This window comes from Vibrio sp. NH-UV-68, assembly GCF_042940635.1.
Lineage (GTDB): Bacteria > Pseudomonadota > Gammaproteobacteria > Enterobacterales > Vibrionaceae > Vibrio > Vibrio pacinii.
The window spans coordinates 1,026,433-1,042,574 of the sequence record NZ_CP134976.1; the positions used below are offsets into that span (position 1 = coordinate 1,026,433).

Here is a 16,142-nt window from a genome sequence, read left to right on the forward strand (position 1 = left end):
ACGGTTTTTCTATTATGCTTAAATGAATAACAGCGTAATGGAGTCACTCTATGAAGCTAGAGCGCATTGAGATTTCCGGTTTTCGCGGCATTAAGCGCCTATCAATTGCATTCGATGAACTCACCACATTAATTGGTGAAAACACATGGGGAAAATCTTCGTTACTCGACGCTTTATGTGTCGCTCTCCCACCTGAAGGTGTGCCCTATCAATTTGAAATGACAGACTTTCATGTTGATTATTCCATCGCCCATCCACAGTCTCAGCATTTACAAATCGTGCTCAGTTTAGTCTCAACTGAAAAGCAAGAAATCCATTCTGGGCGCTATCGCAAAATTAAGCCGATTTGGGTTGATGACCCACATAATGGCTATCGTATTATTTATCGTTTGAGCGCTTCACGTGATGGGCACAATATCACCACCCGGTATAGTTTTCTTGATGCAAATGGCAATCCACTTGCTCTTCATCATTCAGAAAAACTGGCGCAAGAGCTAATGTCACTGCATCCGGTCATTCGTCTTAAGGATTCACGTCGCTTTGAACGGCCTATTGTTAGCCATAAAGATGTGAATACTCGGATTGAAAAACGTATCGATAATACCTATCGGCGTTTAATGGCGATTCCAGGACATGTTAATAAAGGCGAAATGCGCAGTAGCATTAGTTCAATGAACGCATTAGTTGAGCACTATTTCTCGTTTAAACCGAGTAGTCGAAAGAATATGCGTAAACAGCGCGATGGTATTTTTTATAATGCGGCTCCGGGGTCTAAAAGTCTCGCCCAAGTTGTTGAAGAAACAAAAGATAAGCAAACCCGACTGCTTTTGATGGGGTTGCTCAATGCCTACCTCCAAGCGAAGGGGCCGAATACCCTGCGCCGCTGTGCACGGCCTTTATTGATCGTGGAAGATCCTGAGGGTAGATTGCACCCAACCCACCTAGCTCGGGCTTGGGGGTTATTACAATTATTACCAATGCAAAAGATCCTTACGACAAATAGTGGCGATCTATTGCGCCAAGTACCGTTATCTAGTATCCGCCGTTTAGTCAGACAGTCTGATCGAACGATTACGACCTATTTATCTGACCAAAAACTCGGTCATGACGAATTACGCCGCATTGGTTTTCATATTCGATTTCATCGTTCAGGCGCCCTGTTCGCTCGCTGTTGGTTATTGGTTGAAGGAGAAACTGAGGTTTGGCTGTTCAACGAACTTGCCAATCAATGTGGGTATAATTTGGCAGCAGAAGGTGTTCAAATTATTGAATTTGCACAGTCTGGTCTTAAATCTTTGATTAAAGTTGCTAAGGCTTTTGGCATTGATTGGCACGTGGTTACTGATGGCGATCCAGCAGGTAAAAAATACGCGGCCACAGTCAAAAGTCAGCTAGGACATGATCAAGAAAGGCATCGCTTAACGGAGTTACCTGATCGTGATATTGAACACTTCCTTTACAACAACGGTTTTGAAGCGTTCTTTAAGCACATGCTTAAGATTCCACTCGATCACCCAATCCCAGCAAAAAAAGTCGTCGTTCGTGTCCTAAAAAAATACGCGAAACCCGATCTCGCATTGGCGATAGTTTCTCATTGCGAAGAAAAAGGCATTGAAGGCATTCCTATCTTACTGCGTTGGACTTTAAAGCGCGTAGTGACAATGGCGAATGGCAACACATAAAAAAGCGGCACCAAACTAGGTGCCGCGTATCAAAACGGTTGATACAAATTAATCGGGGGTATCCCTAACAACATGGAGCCATGTTCAGGAATGCATCACAGACTAAGGGCGAGCTTGCAAACCACCATTTGCCTGAGATTGAGTTGACCGTTGATGTAACCACACTCCGCTTGTTTTCATTAGATATCCAAAAATTCCACCTAAAATCAGCGAAGGAACCACCAGTTTCCAGTTACCCTCTGCAGCAAAGGTTGCACAACAACCGATAAAGGTGCCGGGAATGTAACCGAGCCAGGATTTCTTTGCTTGAATACACATAACGAACGCAACCACTGCCGTAATCACATAACCTGCAATTTCCAATGAAGCGAATTGCGAAGCGTGGATGATCACCATCGCCCAAAAAACACCGCTGATATTGGTCATCAAACTGATTGATAGTCCTTTCAGGCCATCATTAGGTGAGGCAAAGAAACTGGTGCATCCGAGGAAGCCAGCCCAAGAAAGTAACCCCAGTGATACCGCGATCCAACCCCATAAGCCAGAAAGAATGCCAGTAGTAAGTGATATTGCAACGAGAGTGCTCATAACGTCTTGCCTTGTGTGGTTTGACACATCAAATGTACAAGGCACCATGGTAAGCAAAATACCGTCCAACAAATAACGATTCGATCACATTATCAAAGCAACAAGGGTGTATTAATTTCATTAAATTGTGATGCAATCGATATTTCAACAGATATAGGAAATATCAGGTTAGCTCTACAACACGCTTGGTTTGCCTTTCATCATCCTAGCGCCCTCGCGCTTAATGCATTCGACCAGTGGATTTTCAACCATATCAGCACGCCAGATAAATGAGAGTGTTCTCTCCATATTAAGGTCAGGCACATTCAAAGCGATAAGCTTGCCACTATCAATAAAACGTTCAACGTCGAGATAAGGCAAACAAGTGAGATACTGACCATTTTCGACCATGCTGCGAAGCACAGGAACATGGTCGTATTCGCGCCAAACATCAAGGTCTGCAATTAGGTGATGCATTGAACTGTCAAAAATCATTCGTGTCCCACTGCCATGTTCGCGTAACACCCATTTCGCTTGTTGCAGTTGAGCCAAACTAATGGTTTTGTGCTTAGCAAACGGATGGTGTGCGGCGGCAACGACTGTTAGGTGATCACGACACCACACTTCTTGTTCAATCCTATTGTCGTCACAGCGTCCTTCGATGATGCCAAGATCATATTGGTAATCCAAAACACCTTGGATCACGATATCGGTACTCTCGACACTGAGAGCAACTCTCATTTCAGGAAATGAATTATCAATAATACTGATGAGATCAGGAACTAAATGTTCAGCGGGTGTTTGGCTCGCGCCCAGCTTAATGGTGCCGCTTAACAAATGCTGATCATAGAACCCCATTTCTATCTGCTGGGCATCTTGCAATAAGCGTTTAGCTTTAGGCCGTAACCACATTCCCCAGTGCGTTAAGGCCATCTGCTTTCCTTGACGTTCAAACAGAGGTCGACCAAGCATTTTTTCGAGTTGAGCCAACGACATACTGGTCGCCGACTGAGTTAATGCTAATTTATCTGCAGCTTGGCTAACACTGCCTGTATCGGCAACGGTGTCAAAAACCGCAAGCTGTTTTAATGAATAACGCATCGCGTTCCAATCCTTGTGAGTAAGGTGACATTGTCACCAAATAAACTTAACGATTATCAAACTGTTACTCGTCTATAAGCAAGCCGTTTCATTTTACCTAGCTCCGTAACCATATCAATAATTTTGATAAGGTTTTTAAATATTATCAATTTTACCTTTAGCACCTGACATCGTAGTTTAAATGGGCAGTGACGCAGAGTTCACTGTTTAATCAAGGAGTTATTTATGAATTTGATAGTCGGGAGTGCGTATGTCGACAGCGCAAGCGAATAACCAGTGCTTCTCACCCTCAGAAATGATGGCAGAGGCTGAAAAATTCGCCCTAAGTAAAACGAAAAAATCTAGCACCATGACATTAGGTCTTGCCGTGATGGCTGGCGCTTTTATTGGACTCGCTTTTCTGTTTTACATCACAGTGACAACCGGAAATAACGATACAGGCTGGGGTATTAGTCGTCTTGCTGGCGGACTGGCGTTCAGTATGGGATTAATTTTAATCGTGATATGCGGTGGTGAGCTATTTACCAGCTCAGTGCTATCAAGTATTTCTTGGGCGAATAAGCAAATCAGCTTTGGCAAGATGGTTAGCATCTGGGGCAAAGTTTATGTCGGGAACTTTATCGGTGCCATGTTGTTGCTTGCGATCGTCACCGCGGCTGGTTTATACCAAATGGACCATGGCCAATGGGGATTAAACGCTCTCAATATTGCCCAACATAAGTTACACCATACAAGACTGCAAGCATTTGCTTTAGGGGTGTTATGTAACCTTTTGGTATGTCTCGCAATATGGTTAACCTTCAGCAGTACTAACGCACTGACCAAAGCAGCAATGACCATTATGCCAGTGGCGATGTTTGTCTCTAGTGGGTTCGAACACTGCGTCGCCAATATGTTTATGGTGCCACTTGGAATCGTTATTCAAACGTTTGCACCTGACAGTTTTTGGCAACAAGTTGGCGCCAGCGCTGGGCAATATGCAGACTTGAATATTCACCAGTTCATCGTGGCAAATCTCATTCCAGTGACACTCGGCAATATTGTTGGTGGCGCCGTGCTCGTTGGCCTCGCTAACTGGAGTCTTTATCGTCGGCCACAACTTAAATCCGCAAATGTACAAGCAATCACAACAACAACTCAGATAAATACGGCTAAGGAACTTACTATGAACAATAACATCACAGCAAACGACATTATGAACACCCAAACAGTAGTATTGAGCGCGGATACACTGGTTCCAGTTGCCATTGATACGCTACTAGACAATCAACAAGTTAGCGCGCCAGTATGTGATATTGAAGGACGTTTAGTTGGCTTTTTCTCCACGCATGACGTTATGGTTGATCTTTGGTGCCAAGACTATATTCCACAAAAACAACAAAAGGTGGTCGATATTATGTCGCGTGATGTCGTCGCAATTGATGCGCGAGATAAGCTGGTTGATATCGCCGAATTCCTGTGTATCGACAAAGATCAGCTTTATCCAACGACGAGTATGGGTATTGCAACCCATCTGACAACACTCTCTCTGGAAGAACGTGCGAAAGCGATGAAAGTACACAAGCCACATGTTTTGCCAGTACTAGAGAATGGTCGATTAGTCGGTGTGATTGAGCGTAAGAATGTATTACAAGCTTTACGTCCAATCTACGGTGAACGTATTACTGTCGTCAATGAACAACACTTAGAAACGGCGTAACAAAGCTCGTTCATTTGCTAAGGTTTTGGTTAGGAAATAAGTCGCTTGACCAAAAAAGCCCCCAACTTAGGTTGGGGGCTGTTTGCTTTTGATGGGCAGAAATTACTTTTTAATACCTTCAACATGCAGTTCCATGTCTACGTAGCTTGACGCTCCCATCACGGCGATGTTGAAATCAGCAAGCTCAAGACGTGTTGTGCCGTAGAAGCCAGCTCGTTCACCACCCCAAGGGTCTTGGCCTGCACCGATAAACTCAGCATCAATAGTAATTGGCTTAGTGACACCGTGTAGATTCAAGTCGCCATTTACGGCTAACTGACCATTGCCTTTGTCTACCACACTAGTGCTGGTAAAAGTGGCTGTGGCGTATTTGGACGCATCGATAAAATCTGAGCTGCGAATGTGCTTATCACGCTCAGCGTGATTTGAGTCAAGACTGGTTGTGTCAACGTTAACCATAACTTTTGAGGCACTTACATTGGCAGGGTCGTAAGAAAATTGACCGTCAAACTTGTTGAAACGTCCCTTGATGAAACTATAACCGAGATGACTAACTTTAAAGTTAACAGACGCGTGTGCGCCTTTGGTGTCAATCATATAATCTGCTGCGCTTGCGCCAAACGGTAATGCCATTACCATTGCTAATCCGGTAGCGAATAAAGTCTTTTTCATTTTGAAGCTCCTATCATCTTGCGTAGCGTATTGTCTTTGTTAATAAAGTGGTGTTTCAGTGCGGCAACCGCGTGTACGCTTGCCAAAATAATCAGAGTCCATGCTGCGTAGAAATGAATTTCGCCAGATAAATCTGCCTGTCCTTCAAAAAACGCGCCAAGACCAGGAACGGTGAACCAACTAAATACTTCGATTCCCCGACCATCTTCTGTAGAAATCAGATAACCTGAGACAAACAGGATCAAAAGAATCGCGTACATCGCTAAATGCGCTAATTTTGCGCCCAGTACTTCATAGCGTGTACCTTCAATTTTTGGTGACGGTGTAACCAGATTCCAAACCACTCGAAATAACGTCAAGCCAGCTAAAAGAATCCCTATCGATTTGTGCCAGTGAGGTGCAGTGCGATACCATTCACTATAATAAGAAAGGTCAACCATCCACAGTCCAACTCCAAACATACTGATCACCACCAAAGCCGATATCCAATGCATAGAGCGCTTAGGCAAACTGTAGTTTTTTACGTCCGATTTCATTTACTTATCCTGAATTATGATCAGTCTTATTTTTCAGAGTACATCTCATCTCTGTTGTGTAATACAGTATTTACTATTATTTACACAGTCGACAGCGGTTTGACTTGATGAACTCGTTCGAAAAATTTGAAGAAACTTTTAAAACTCACTGATCTGCGATATTTCATCAAACTCATCAATGATATCAAGCATCCTACGCTGCATTACCGCTTGTGCATCGGATAAGCCTTGGTTATAAAAGGCGGGGCCAAATTTACTGACAATGTAATCAAAAAGAAAATCACTATCAAACTGGCCAATTTCTACATCCAATTCGTCTTCTAGGTGACGCTGTAGAGCGCGGCACATCGCCTGTTTTTGTTGTGATGTAAATTCAATCTTAGACATAAACCATTAAAGCTCCGTGATTTTTCTCGATTAAGTGTAACGAATCATAACCAGCGCGTGTTAGTCTTTAACTGCTAATTGCTCATAATGGAGAGATGGATCTTGTTATTGGATGTGCTCGTACAGAGCGTTAATGAATTCCAAGCTGACTGTATGACATTGTGTGAAAAACACTACCCTACCATTCACAACAAAGGAATGACTGAACATCACCTAGGTTTGGCTTTCGCGCGTCGTCTGTCTCGTACACTGAACGAATTCGGTCATGATTATGATTACAAGCCGTTAGACACATCGAGCTCGGTGGAATTGCCGCATCATTACCGAGTCAGCTCTGAAATTGGAACCGTATGGATTCTCACCTCACATTTGGTCAGTGCGGGCTCTTCTTGCCGTAAAAAACTGTTTAGAAATGTCGCCCAATGGCAGCAAGAATATGGTTTCGCCGTTCAACCTAACGATCTGTTGCTTTTATTGACCGATCACTGGATTACCCGCAGCAAACAAAGTCGCGAACTCCTTCATTGGTGGACAGGTCAGCTTCCTGAAGAAGTGGACGAATACAAGGTACAAGGCATTACCCTGTATGAAAGTGAATCATTGTTGGCGCAAACAATGGACAAACATTTCAACCTCAGTCCCTACTTTGTCAAATTTACACACCCGTTGAAACGTGCAACAGACCAACAGTTAGTGCGTAAATACATCCAACTCTATTCGGTGGTTCAACTTAGTTAACTATCTAGCATGTTTTCTGTCTAGCTTATGGCTTTGTTTCGTCGTTGAATCATGTGTAATGTGAGTTAGTGTTCTTACGCCTGGCAACTCACAACGTCTGTTACTCTATGATTAATGGTGAAAAATTGCTCGTTTGTGCGACTTGTGAATAGTCAATGATGAGATCTGGATTCAAAAAAATCACCCCCCATAACTTGCTGTCTTCCAATCCGTAGATTGCTCATATAACTTGAATGATTAATGCAGGTTTACTAACACTTTGTTCAGTTAAACTGATTGTTATATATCGACTATTTTTTAAGCGCTGAGGGCAACACTTGCTATGATACTCTCTACTAAACAGCAGTTCGTTGATTGCTTAGCGATGAATGACCAATCACAATATATTGCTAAGTATAAGAAGCTAGTCTTAAGCAGTGTTTACCAGCCGATATTTGACTCTCGCGGACAAATCATTGGTGTCGAAGCCCTAGTCCGAATTGAAGATATTGAACAGGGGAACGTCCGACCTGATACTTTCTTTCACTCGGATAAATTCGAATTCAATGACAAAATGAATGTCGAACGCCTCAGCCGTGTGATTCATATCCGTAACTTTGCTCGCTCTAAATATCGTCACCTGCAACTTTTTCTCAATGTTCTGCCCTCGTCTGGACAATACCTGTCACTTGATAACATCGACTCGAGTCTACTGTCGCAACGTATCAAGGCGCTCAACCTAAATAACTCTCAGTTAGTTATGGAAGTCGTCGAACTTGAAGTTCCCGATGAACGACAGCTGCAAGTGTCCATGGATAAACTCGCTAAAAGTGGCTTTCATATTGCTATCGACGATTACGGCGTTGACGCATCGAATCGACAGCGTGTCGAACAACTTCAACCATCAATCGTCAAACTTGACCGCTCACTAATGCTTGCCTACATGAAAGGTGAACCATTTCCATTAATGTCAGGTATCCACTTAGCGAGACGAGTAGGCGCCAAAGTGGTTGTAGAAGGCATAGAGACTCAGCCGCAGCTTGATGCGATGCATGCGCTACATATTGATATGTACCAAGGCTATTATTTAGCAACTCCAGAGCCACTTGAGGCCGTTTATAGTGATGATGCCACTGAGTTGGCGGCACTCGGTGATCCAAGCTGTGTTTATCGCTAATTTAGACGACATTATTCGCTTACTGCACATTTTACGATCACGTCGACCTTGCGCCCCACGTTAGTCCCGCCCTCTTTGCTCTGTCATTTCATTACTATCACTTTTAACAACTACAAAACCTCATTAGAACAATGGACTTATCTAATAATGATGAGATTAATGATATTTTGCTCTAGATCATGAGATGTCCAAGTTGCTCTCGTGCTACAAGATAGATTTCTGTACATTACCAGACATAATTTGAAACACTTCTTATAAGATTATTATTATTTCAGGAGATTTCTATGTTGGAGCTCTTAATTGGGTTAGTTGTGACCATTGCGGTTGGATACTTTATTGTAAAAGAATACAAACCGGCAGGGGTATTACTGGCGGCGGGTATCTTGCTGCTAATTCTTACTGGCGTAATGGGACATGCTGTTCTGCCTGCTAAAATTAGTTCGACCGGTAATATGCTGACCGACGCGTTAGAGTATGTGAAGTATATGTTGCAATATCGTGGCGGTGGCTTAGGTATGCAGATCATGTTGCTGTGTGGTTTCGCCGCTTATATGACTCATATTGGTGCGAATAACGTGGTTGTAAAACAGTTCTCTAAACCACTATCAGTTATTAAATCACCTTATGTGTTACTCGTTGCCGCTTATATCGTGGCATGTTTGATGTCATTAGCAGTAAGTTCAGCGACGGGTCTTGGTGTTTTGTTAATGGCTACCCTATTCCCTATGATGACCGCAATGGGTATCTCTCGACCTGCAGCGGTCGCGGTTTGTGCGTCACCGGCGGCGATCATTCTCTCACCGACTTCTGGTGATGTAGTTATTGCCGCGGAAAAGTCTGGGTTGAGCCTTGATGTGTTTGCTGTCCAAACCGTACTACCCGTTTCTATCTGTGCGATTATTGTTATGGCCGCCGCTGCCTTTTTCTGGAACAAATATCTGGATAAAAAAGACAACTCGCCAATGGAACGTGTTGATGTATCAGAGATCGAAGTCAACGCACCTGGATTTTATTCGGTGTTACCATTTTTACCGATTGTTGGCGTGTTCCTTTTTAACGGTCGTACGATTCCAGGTTTAACACTTGATATCTACACTATCGTCGTACTGTCTATCTTCATTAGCGCTATGGTCGATTATGTGGTGAAAAAGTTCGATGGACAAAAAACCCTCGAAGACCTTGAGTCTTGCTATGAAGGTATGGCAGATGCTTTTAAAGGCGTGGTTATGTTGTTGGTGGCCGCGGGTGTGTTTGCACAGGGGTTAATGTCGATCGGAGCGATTGATAACTTACTTCATTTGGCAGAAAGTGCTGGTGCAGGTGGCATGGCGTTAATGCTAATTCTAACCGCTTTAACGGTAGCCGCCGCCATCGCGACTGGTTCAGGTAATGCCCCCTTCTACGCGTTTGTCGAGCTTGCCCCATCACTCGCGGCCAAGATGGGAATCAACCCTGCCTTTCTTATCATTCCGATGCTACAAGCCTCTAACTTAGGCCGTACGATTTCACCAGTATCAGGGGTCGTGGTGGCAACCTCAGGCATGGGTAATATCAGCCCGTTTGAAGTAGTAAAACGTACCTCAGTACCCGTGCTATGCGGTTTGATTACCGTCATTTTAGGCACTGTGGTCTTGGTACCTATGTACGCTTAATACAAGCAAGTGAAAAGCAAAGGGGGCGCACACGCGCCCTTTTTATTTGTTCTCGCCAAATCGCTCAAGGTAGAGCACAGTCGCTGCCGTACGTGAAGGTACTTTAAGCTTTCTCAGCAAACTCTTCATATGGACTTTAACGGTCGACTCAGAAATAAACAACGCATTGGCAACTTGCTTGTTTCTTAGCCCTTTTGCTACCTGCTGCAATATTTGTGTTTCTCTATCCGTTAGCTCATCAAACACGCTAGTTTGATTGCCATAATCAACTAAGAATTGCGCGACTTGTTTACTGTAAGCTTTGTTGCCTTTGAGTGAGGATTTGAGCAAATCAACCAACTCATCAGGCTCTGTATCTTTAAGTAAATAGCCATCTGCGCCAGCTTTGACGATTGCCTCTATATCCGCGGGACTATCAGAAACCGTTAGAATGACAATCGTTGCGTCACACTCGTCAGCACGTAGTGCATTAAGAGTATCAAGGCCCGACATGCCTTTCATGTTCAGGTCTAGCAAGATTAAATCAGGCTCTAGCTCATGATTCAGCGCCACGGCATCAGTGCCGTTGCTCGCTTCAGCGACTACATTAAATTCATCTTCAAAACTAAGAAGTTGCTTAATGCCTCGGCGCATTAAGGGGTGGTCATCGACCAATAATACGTTACATTCTATCAACGTTAGAGTCCTTCAATTTTGGGTATGTTAGATAGACTTCACACCCGGTATCTCGATTAGTGATAATGTTCAATTGCCCATTTAGCCTTTCAGCACGTTCTTGCATAATGCTCAGGCCATAATGGTTGGCTTTTTCGCTCTTGCCATCAAAACCAACACCATCATCTTTAATGACCACGGTTACGTCGTCATCATTTTCAGTACATTCAATTGTAATGGTATTCGCTTGAGCGTGTTTGATGGCGTTGATGGTTGCTTCTCGAATCAATTGCAATAAATGTACTTGTTGGTTTGTTTCAATCGCAATAGATGGAAGCTCATTGCGAAGAGAAATCTTAGCGTCCGTTTGTTCTGAAAGTTGCTCTACCATGCTTTGCAGCGCGTTACCAAAACTGCCCTCTTTGATCGACAATCTAAATGTTGTCAGCAGCTCTCTCAATTGAGTATAGGCGGCACGAAGACCAGTATCTAACTCAAGGATAAGCGGGGCGGTTTTTTCTCGTTCACTACAATCAGGCAGTTTGTCCATACTACGTTTTAGCAAAGACACTTGTATCTTTAAATACGACAAAGATTGGGCGAGTGAGTCATGTAACTCTCTTGCGATCGTGGTGCGTTCTTCCATTACTAACAGTTGCTCTGCTTGTCGCTGAGCTTGATTGTAATAGATCGCGCGTGACAGCATCTGAACAAAGTTATCAATCAACGCTTGGTCTGGGCATGGAAGTGCTGCTTTCCAATATAGCGTTCCTAGGGGAATATCATCAAGAATCAACGGATCTTGATGATAATCATCGGTTAATGAATTCACGATTTGTCCTTCGCTTAACACTAATGCCTTCTCGCCGGGTTGAAGTATTTCTAAGCGCACAGCAACGACGCCTTCAAGGCTCATCATCTGCTTAAGAATCGCCGCAAAGTTATGGGCCGTAATTCTTGCAGCAGTCAGTTCTTGGGACGATCGATATAACACGCTGAGAGAGTGATTGGCGTGTTGGAGTTTATGCGTTTTCTCACTGACAGCTTGCTCGAGGCCTTGGTATAACTGGCCAAGATCACGCGCCATATCATTAAACGCGCGCGCTAAAATACCCATTTCATTGTCACTTTTTGTATCAAGTTCAACATCAAATGAGCGTGATTGAATTTGTTCACTGGCCAACACTAAAGTGTTTAATGGCCCAACGATATGTTTACGGGTGTAATGGACAACAAATATGCTAATCAGTAACACCCCACCGAGCCCTAATCCGCCAACAACGGCAAGCGAGATGAGTTTTTTCTCAGAATAGTCTTGCAACTTATACACAAAAGCATCGATCTGCTGGACAAAACCGGCGACCAAATCAAGATATTGCCGCTTATTGTCACTCATTAATACCTGTGTTAACTCATGCCAGCGCGTAATAATTTGGTAGTAATCGTCGGTGATATCTTGTGGGACAGACCAATGTTGCAGTGCCTTCATCGACGGTGAATACATCGAGCGCTCAAACTGAGTAATATGCAATTTGTATTCGTCTGATTGAGCCAGAATATCATGAGCCAATCGGTAACTTTGCATACGCATTGAGCCTGAAACATTGACAGCTTCAGCATCGTTTAAGCTAGAAGCTAAGGTAAAAATCGCAAAGCCCGTTGTTGCAATAGAAAGCAATAAAATCATCACCATCGCTTTCGCAATTGTGGTAGTGACCGAACTTTTTACCTTTTTTGTTAACAATTTTTAAACCTTAAATAGAAATAATGCCGCTATTGACTAAGCTTAATGTTATTTTACTCGACAATATGTGATCACTCACGTGTAAGTTTATTGATCTGAAACAACTTTAACACTCAATTACCTCCTTGGGGGTATTTATACAATTATGTCAAAAACTAGAATTTCTGTATGCAGAAGTGATAAATAATGAACAGACTCTCAAGCGGTTTCACAATTTTCAATTATTTGAGGTATGAGAGTGGTAGATCTTACCAAGAGAAACTTGTTTTTTAGAAGCAAGTTACAAGATAGCGCAGCGCGATTGCCTTGGTTGAAACAAACCGACTATTTTACCGATTTGTGTACACGCTGCGGTCAATGTGTCGATAACTGCGAAACAAAAATCATCGTTAAAGGTGATGGTGGTTTTCCACAGATTGATTTTTCTCTCGGAGAATGCACGTTTTGCTACCGCTGTGCAAAGTCGTGTCCTGAGCCACTGTTTCTTACACAGCAACAAACACCTTGGAATATAAAGGCCAACATCAGTGAATCGTGTTTGGCTTATAAAAATGTCGAATGCCGCAGTTGCGGCGAACAGTGCGACACCATGGCAATCCAATTTAAATTGGCGATTGGTCAAGTAGCACAACCCAGTATAGAGATAGACGCATGTAACGGATGCGGTGCTTGTGTTTCATCATGCCCTACTTCGTCAATCTCTGTGAGCAATGCAGTTTAGTATGGAAAATATCTATGTCACTTAATGAAGTGCACATCTCTAGTTTAGTCATCCATTGCTCTCCAGAGCACTTGGAAACGATCAAACAACAGATCGAAACGTTCGATGGTGCTGAGATCTACGGCGATAGCCCCAAAGGAAAGATCATCGTCGTGCTAGAAACCGAAAACCAAGGTTTCATCACTGACACAATCGAAGCGATTAATAATTTACCGAATGTTTTAAGTACGGTTTTGGTTTATCACCAAATCGAAACTGGGCTTGATGAAGAAAATACCAATAACAACACTGGAACACAGTATTCCCACATCGAGGGCGAAGTATGAAGATGACAAGACGAGCGTTTGTGAAAGCAAACGCAGCAGCATCAGCCGCCGCAGTCGCAGGTGTTACCCTACCCGCGTCAGCAGCGAACCTGATCGCTAGCTCAGACCAAACAAAAATTACCTGGGACAAAGCGCCTTGTCGTTTCTGTGGTACAGGTTGTTCTGTGCTTGTGGGTACGCAAAACGGAAAAGTTGTGGCGACTCAGGGCGACCCTGAATCGCCAGTAAACAAAGGTTTAAACTGTATTAAAGGCTACTTCCTTTCAAAGATCATGTATGGCAATGACCGTTTAACTCAGCCTTTACTTCGCATGAAAGACGGTAAATACAGTAAAGATGGCGAATTTGCTCCTGTTTCTTGGGATGTTGCTTTCGACACCATGGCTGAAAAATGGAAAGATGCACTCAAAAAACAAGGCCCAACTGGCGTAGGCATGTTTGGCTCAGGTCAATGGACGGTAATGGAAGGTTACGCGGCAGCAAAAATGATGAAAGCTGGTTTCCGTTCTAATAACATAGACCCGAACGCACGCCACTGTATGGCATCAGCTGTAGGTGCATTTATGCGTACCTTCGGCATTGATGAACCTATGGGTTGTTATGATGACTTCGAAAATGCTGATGCTTTTGTCCTTTGGGGCTCAAACATGGCTGAGATGCACCCGGTACTTTGGACACGCATCACCGACCGTCGCTTAAGCCATCCTCATGTTAAAGTGAACGTGCTCTCTACCTACTACCATCGTTCATTCGAACTTGCAGATACTGGTTACATCTTCGAACCACAAACTGACTTGGCTATTGCTAACTTTATTGCTCACTACATCATCGAAAACGATGCGGTAAACTGGGATTTTGTTAACAAACACACTAACTTTAAACAAGCGACCACTGATATCGGTTATGGCTTACGCGACGACGATCCACTGCAAAAAGCCGCGGCTAACCCGAACTCAGGCGCGATGTCTTCAATCAGCTTTGAAGAGTACAAAAAGTCAGTTGCACCTTACACTGTAGAAAAAGCGTCTCAAATGTCAGGGGTATCAGAAGAGAAGCTGATCGAACTTGCAAAACAGTATGCCGATCCAAACATCAAAGTAATGTCCCTTTGGACGATGGGCATGAACCAACATACTCGTGGTGTGTGGATGAACAGCCTTGTCTACAACATTCACTTGTTGACGGGTAAAATTGCTACCCCAGGTAACAGTCCATTCTCATTAACAGGCCAACCATCAGCATGTGGTACGGCTCGCGAAGTGGGCACATTCTCACACCGTCTACCTGCTGACATGGTGGTAGCGAACCCTAAACACCGTAAGATTGCTGAAGGGATTTGGAACATTCCTGACGGCGTGATTCCGCCTAAACCGGGTTATCATGCAGTCGCTCAAGACCGTATGCTGCACGATGGTAAGCTTAATGCTTACTGGGTGATGTGTAATAACAATATGCAAGCAGGCCCTAATATTAATGGCGAGCGTCTGCCAGGTTATCGTAATCCAGACAACTTCATTGTATGTTCAGACCCTTACCCTACTGCCACTGCTCAAGCCGCTGATTTGGTATTACCTACTGCGATGTGGATCGAAAAAGAAGGCGCTTATGGTAATGCAGAGCGTCGTACTCAAGCTTGGTATCAACAGATTGAGACCGTAGGCGAAGCCAAGTCTGACTTATGGCAGGTTATGGAGTTCGCTAAACGCTTTAAAATGGAAGAAGTGTGGACGGAGGAGCAACTGGCCAAAGCCCCTCAATATCGTGGAAAAACCATGTATGACATGCTATTTGCCAATGGTGTTGTTGATAAGTTCCCAGTTGAAGAAGCGCGTGAACTCAACGACGATGCCCATCACTTCGGCTATTACGTGCAAAAGGGTCTGTTTGAAGAGTACGCACAGTTTGGTCGCGGACATGGCCATGATCTTGCGCCATACGATGTTTATCACCAAGTGCGTGGTATGCGTTGGCCTGTCGTTGACGGAAAAGAGACGTTATGGCGCTTTAAAGAAGGTTCAGATCCATACGCAAAAGCAGGATCGGGTTGGGACTTCTACGGTAAGCCGGACGGAAAAGCGCTGATTATTTCTGCCCCTTACGAAGCACCACCTGAATCACCAGATTCTGAATATGATATGTGGCTTTGTACTGGTCGTGTTCTTGAACACTGGCACACAGGCACAATGACTCGTCGCGTGCCTGAGCTTTACAAAGCCGTTCCAGATGCAGTTTGTTACATGCATCCTGCTGACGCCAAAGCAAAAGACGTTCGCCGTGGTGATGAAGTGTTATTGTCCAATAAACGTGGCGAGGTCCGTGTACGCGTTGAAACACGTGGCCGTAACCGTCCACCTGAAGGTTTGGTGTTTGTACCATTCTTTGATGCTCACATTCTAATTAACAAATTGATTCTTGATGCAACGGATCCTTTGTCGAAACAGACCGACTTTAAGAAGTGTCCAATTAAAATTACCAAAATCGCGTAATAAGTTGCTAATGGCTGCCTC

The 16,142-nt window shown here is 43.8% G+C and carries 15 protein-coding genes; 8 read left to right on the plus strand and 7 right to left on the minus strand.

What is annotated here, in order from left to right; genetic code table 11:
• The first annotated feature begins 50 nt into the window (after nucleotides 1-50).
• Nucleotides 51-1,682 (plus strand): ATP-dependent endonuclease, encoded by a 1,632-nt coding sequence (locus tag ViNHUV68_RS18920; protein ID WP_038176580.1) that lies wholly within the window; start codon nucleotides 51-53, stop codon nucleotides 1,680-1,682.
• A gap of 102 nt (nucleotides 1,683-1,784) precedes the next feature.
• Here the strand turns inward: ViNHUV68_RS18920 and ViNHUV68_RS18925 are convergent, their stop codons facing one another.
• Nucleotides 1,785-2,270: a DUF1097 domain-containing protein gene (locus tag ViNHUV68_RS18925; RefSeq protein WP_038176581.1), complete on the minus strand. Its 486-nt coding sequence runs from the start codon at nucleotides 2,268-2,270 to the stop codon at nucleotides 1,785-1,787.
• A 174-nt stretch (nucleotides 2,271-2,444) separates the two neighbouring features.
• Nucleotides 2,445-3,350, minus strand: a complete 906-nt coding sequence (locus ViNHUV68_RS18930; protein ID WP_038176582.1) for a LysR substrate-binding domain-containing protein — start codon at nucleotides 3,348-3,350, stop codon at nucleotides 2,445-2,447.
• Between the two features lie 250 nt (nucleotides 3,351-3,600).
• Here ViNHUV68_RS18930 and focA point away from each other — a divergent pair, with 250 nt between their 5' ends.
• Nucleotides 3,601-5,049, plus strand: coding sequence for a formate transporter FocA (focA, locus tag ViNHUV68_RS18935; protein WP_391090689.1), 1,449 nt, complete (start codon nucleotides 3,601-3,603; stop codon nucleotides 5,047-5,049).
• A gap of 102 nt (nucleotides 5,050-5,151) precedes the next feature.
• On the opposite strand, the gene ViNHUV68_RS18940 is transcribed toward focA, so the two are convergent.
• The 3 genes from ViNHUV68_RS18940 to ViNHUV68_RS18950 all read right to left on the minus strand — a co-directional run bounded on the left by ViNHUV68_RS18940 (nucleotide 5,152) and on the right by ViNHUV68_RS18950 (nucleotide 6,644).
• A complete protein-coding gene (locus tag ViNHUV68_RS18940) occupies nucleotides 5,152-5,721 on the minus strand; it encodes a YceI family protein (protein WP_038176584.1) in 570 nt (189 codons plus the stop codon).
• Complete coding sequence (locus tag ViNHUV68_RS18945) at nucleotides 5,718-6,257, minus strand: cytochrome b/b6 domain-containing protein (RefSeq protein ID WP_391090691.1); 540 nt, start codon at nucleotides 6,255-6,257, stop codon at nucleotides 5,718-5,720. The genes ViNHUV68_RS18940 and ViNHUV68_RS18945 overlap by 4 nt, the downstream gene beginning before the upstream one ends.
• 138 nt (nucleotides 6,258-6,395) lie before the next feature.
• On the minus strand, nucleotides 6,396-6,644 hold the full coding sequence (locus ViNHUV68_RS18950; RefSeq protein ID WP_391090693.1) for a DUF2164 family protein: 249 nt from the start codon (nucleotides 6,642-6,644) through the stop codon (nucleotides 6,396-6,398).
• Between the two features lie 102 nt (nucleotides 6,645-6,746).
• On the opposite strand from ViNHUV68_RS18950, the gene ViNHUV68_RS18955 reads away from it, so the two are divergent.
• From ViNHUV68_RS18955 to dcuC, 3 genes are all read left to right on the plus strand, one after another.
• On the plus strand, nucleotides 6,747-7,382 hold the full coding sequence (locus ViNHUV68_RS18955) for a hypothetical protein (protein ID WP_038176589.1): 636 nt from the start codon (nucleotides 6,747-6,749) through the stop codon (nucleotides 7,380-7,382).
• A 322-nt stretch (nucleotides 7,383-7,704) separates the two neighbouring features.
• A complete protein-coding gene (locus ViNHUV68_RS18960; protein ID WP_391090695.1) occupies nucleotides 7,705-8,538 on the plus strand; it encodes an EAL domain-containing protein in 834 nt (277 codons plus the stop codon).
• 284 nt (nucleotides 8,539-8,822) lie between these two features.
• On the plus strand, nucleotides 8,823-10,190 hold the full coding sequence (gene dcuC / locus ViNHUV68_RS18965; RefSeq protein WP_038176592.1) for an anaerobic C4-dicarboxylate transporter DcuC: 1,368 nt from the start codon (nucleotides 8,823-8,825) through the stop codon (nucleotides 10,188-10,190).
• Nucleotides 10,191-10,232: 42 nt separating this feature from the next.
• Here the strand turns inward: dcuC and ViNHUV68_RS18970 are convergent, their stop codons facing one another.
• A complete protein-coding gene (locus ViNHUV68_RS18970) occupies nucleotides 10,233-10,865 on the minus strand; it encodes a response regulator (RefSeq protein ID WP_391090697.1) in 633 nt (210 codons plus the stop codon).
• Nucleotides 10,852-12,537: a nitrate/nitrite two-component system sensor histidine kinase NarQ gene (narQ, locus tag ViNHUV68_RS18975; protein WP_391091871.1), complete on the minus strand. Its 1,686-nt coding sequence runs from the start codon at nucleotides 12,535-12,537 to the stop codon at nucleotides 10,852-10,854. The genes ViNHUV68_RS18970 and narQ overlap by 14 nt, the downstream gene beginning before the upstream one ends.
• A gap of 289 nt (nucleotides 12,538-12,826) precedes the next feature.
• Here narQ and napF point away from each other — a divergent pair, with 289 nt between their 5' ends.
• The 3 genes from napF to napA are packed head-to-tail and all read left to right on the plus strand — an operon-like array spanning nucleotide 12,827 to nucleotide 16,121.
• Nucleotides 12,827-13,309 carry a ferredoxin-type protein NapF gene (gene napF / locus ViNHUV68_RS18980; protein ID WP_391090698.1) on the plus strand — a complete coding sequence of 161 codons (483 nt, stop codon included), beginning with the start codon at nucleotides 12,827-12,829 and terminating at the stop codon, nucleotides 13,307-13,309.
• 14 nt (nucleotides 13,310-13,323) lie between these two features.
• Nucleotides 13,324-13,635 (plus strand): chaperone NapD, encoded by a 312-nt coding sequence (locus ViNHUV68_RS18985; RefSeq protein ID WP_038176596.1) that lies wholly within the window; start codon nucleotides 13,324-13,326, stop codon nucleotides 13,633-13,635.
• The gene (napA, locus tag ViNHUV68_RS18990; RefSeq protein WP_038176597.1) at nucleotides 13,632-16,121 is read left to right on the plus strand and encodes a periplasmic nitrate reductase subunit alpha; all 2,490 of its coding nucleotides are present in this window, start codon (nucleotides 13,632-13,634) and stop codon (nucleotides 16,119-16,121) included. Before ViNHUV68_RS18985 ends, napA begins: the two co-directional genes overlap by 4 nt.
• Nucleotides 16,122-16,142 lie beyond the last annotated feature (21 nt).

What these genes read in the sequence shown, in the direction of transcription:
- ViNHUV68_RS18920 (WP_038176580.1), top strand. Translation starts at nt 51, where the DNA reads ATGAAGCTAGAGCGCATTGAGATTTCCGGTTTTCGCGGCATTAAGCGC.
- ViNHUV68_RS18925 (WP_038176581.1), bottom strand. Translation starts at nt 2,270, where the DNA reads ATGAGCACTCTCGTTGCAATATCACTTACTACTGGCATTCTTTCTGGC.
- ViNHUV68_RS18930 (WP_038176582.1), bottom strand. Translation starts at nt 3,350, where the DNA reads ATGCGTTATTCATTAAAACAGCTTGCGGTTTTTGACACCGTTGCCGAT.
- focA (WP_391090689.1), top strand. Translation starts at nt 3,601, where the DNA reads ATGTCGACAGCGCAAGCGAATAACCAGTGCTTCTCACCCTCAGAAATG.
- ViNHUV68_RS18940 (WP_038176584.1), bottom strand. Translation starts at nt 5,721, where the DNA reads ATGAAAAAGACTTTATTCGCTACCGGATTAGCAATGGTAATGGCATTA.
- ViNHUV68_RS18945 (WP_391090691.1), bottom strand. Translation starts at nt 6,257, where the DNA reads ATGAAATCGGACGTAAAAAACTACAGTTTGCCTAAGCGCTCTATGCAT.
- ViNHUV68_RS18950 (WP_391090693.1), bottom strand. Translation starts at nt 6,644, where the DNA reads ATGTCTAAGATTGAATTTACATCACAACAAAAACAGGCGATGTGCCGC.
- ViNHUV68_RS18960 (WP_391090695.1), top strand. Translation starts at nt 7,705, where the DNA reads ATGATACTCTCTACTAAACAGCAGTTCGTTGATTGCTTAGCGATGAAT.
- dcuC (WP_038176592.1), top strand. Translation starts at nt 8,823, where the DNA reads ATGTTGGAGCTCTTAATTGGGTTAGTTGTGACCATTGCGGTTGGATAC.
- narQ (WP_391091871.1), bottom strand. Translation starts at nt 12,537, where the DNA reads ATGGTGATGATTTTATTGCTTTCTATTGCAACAACGGGCTTTGCGATT.
- ViNHUV68_RS18985 (WP_038176596.1), top strand. Translation starts at nt 13,324, where the DNA reads ATGTCACTTAATGAAGTGCACATCTCTAGTTTAGTCATCCATTGCTCT.
- napA (WP_038176597.1), top strand. Translation starts at nt 13,632, where the DNA reads ATGAAGATGACAAGACGAGCGTTTGTGAAAGCAAACGCAGCAGCATCA.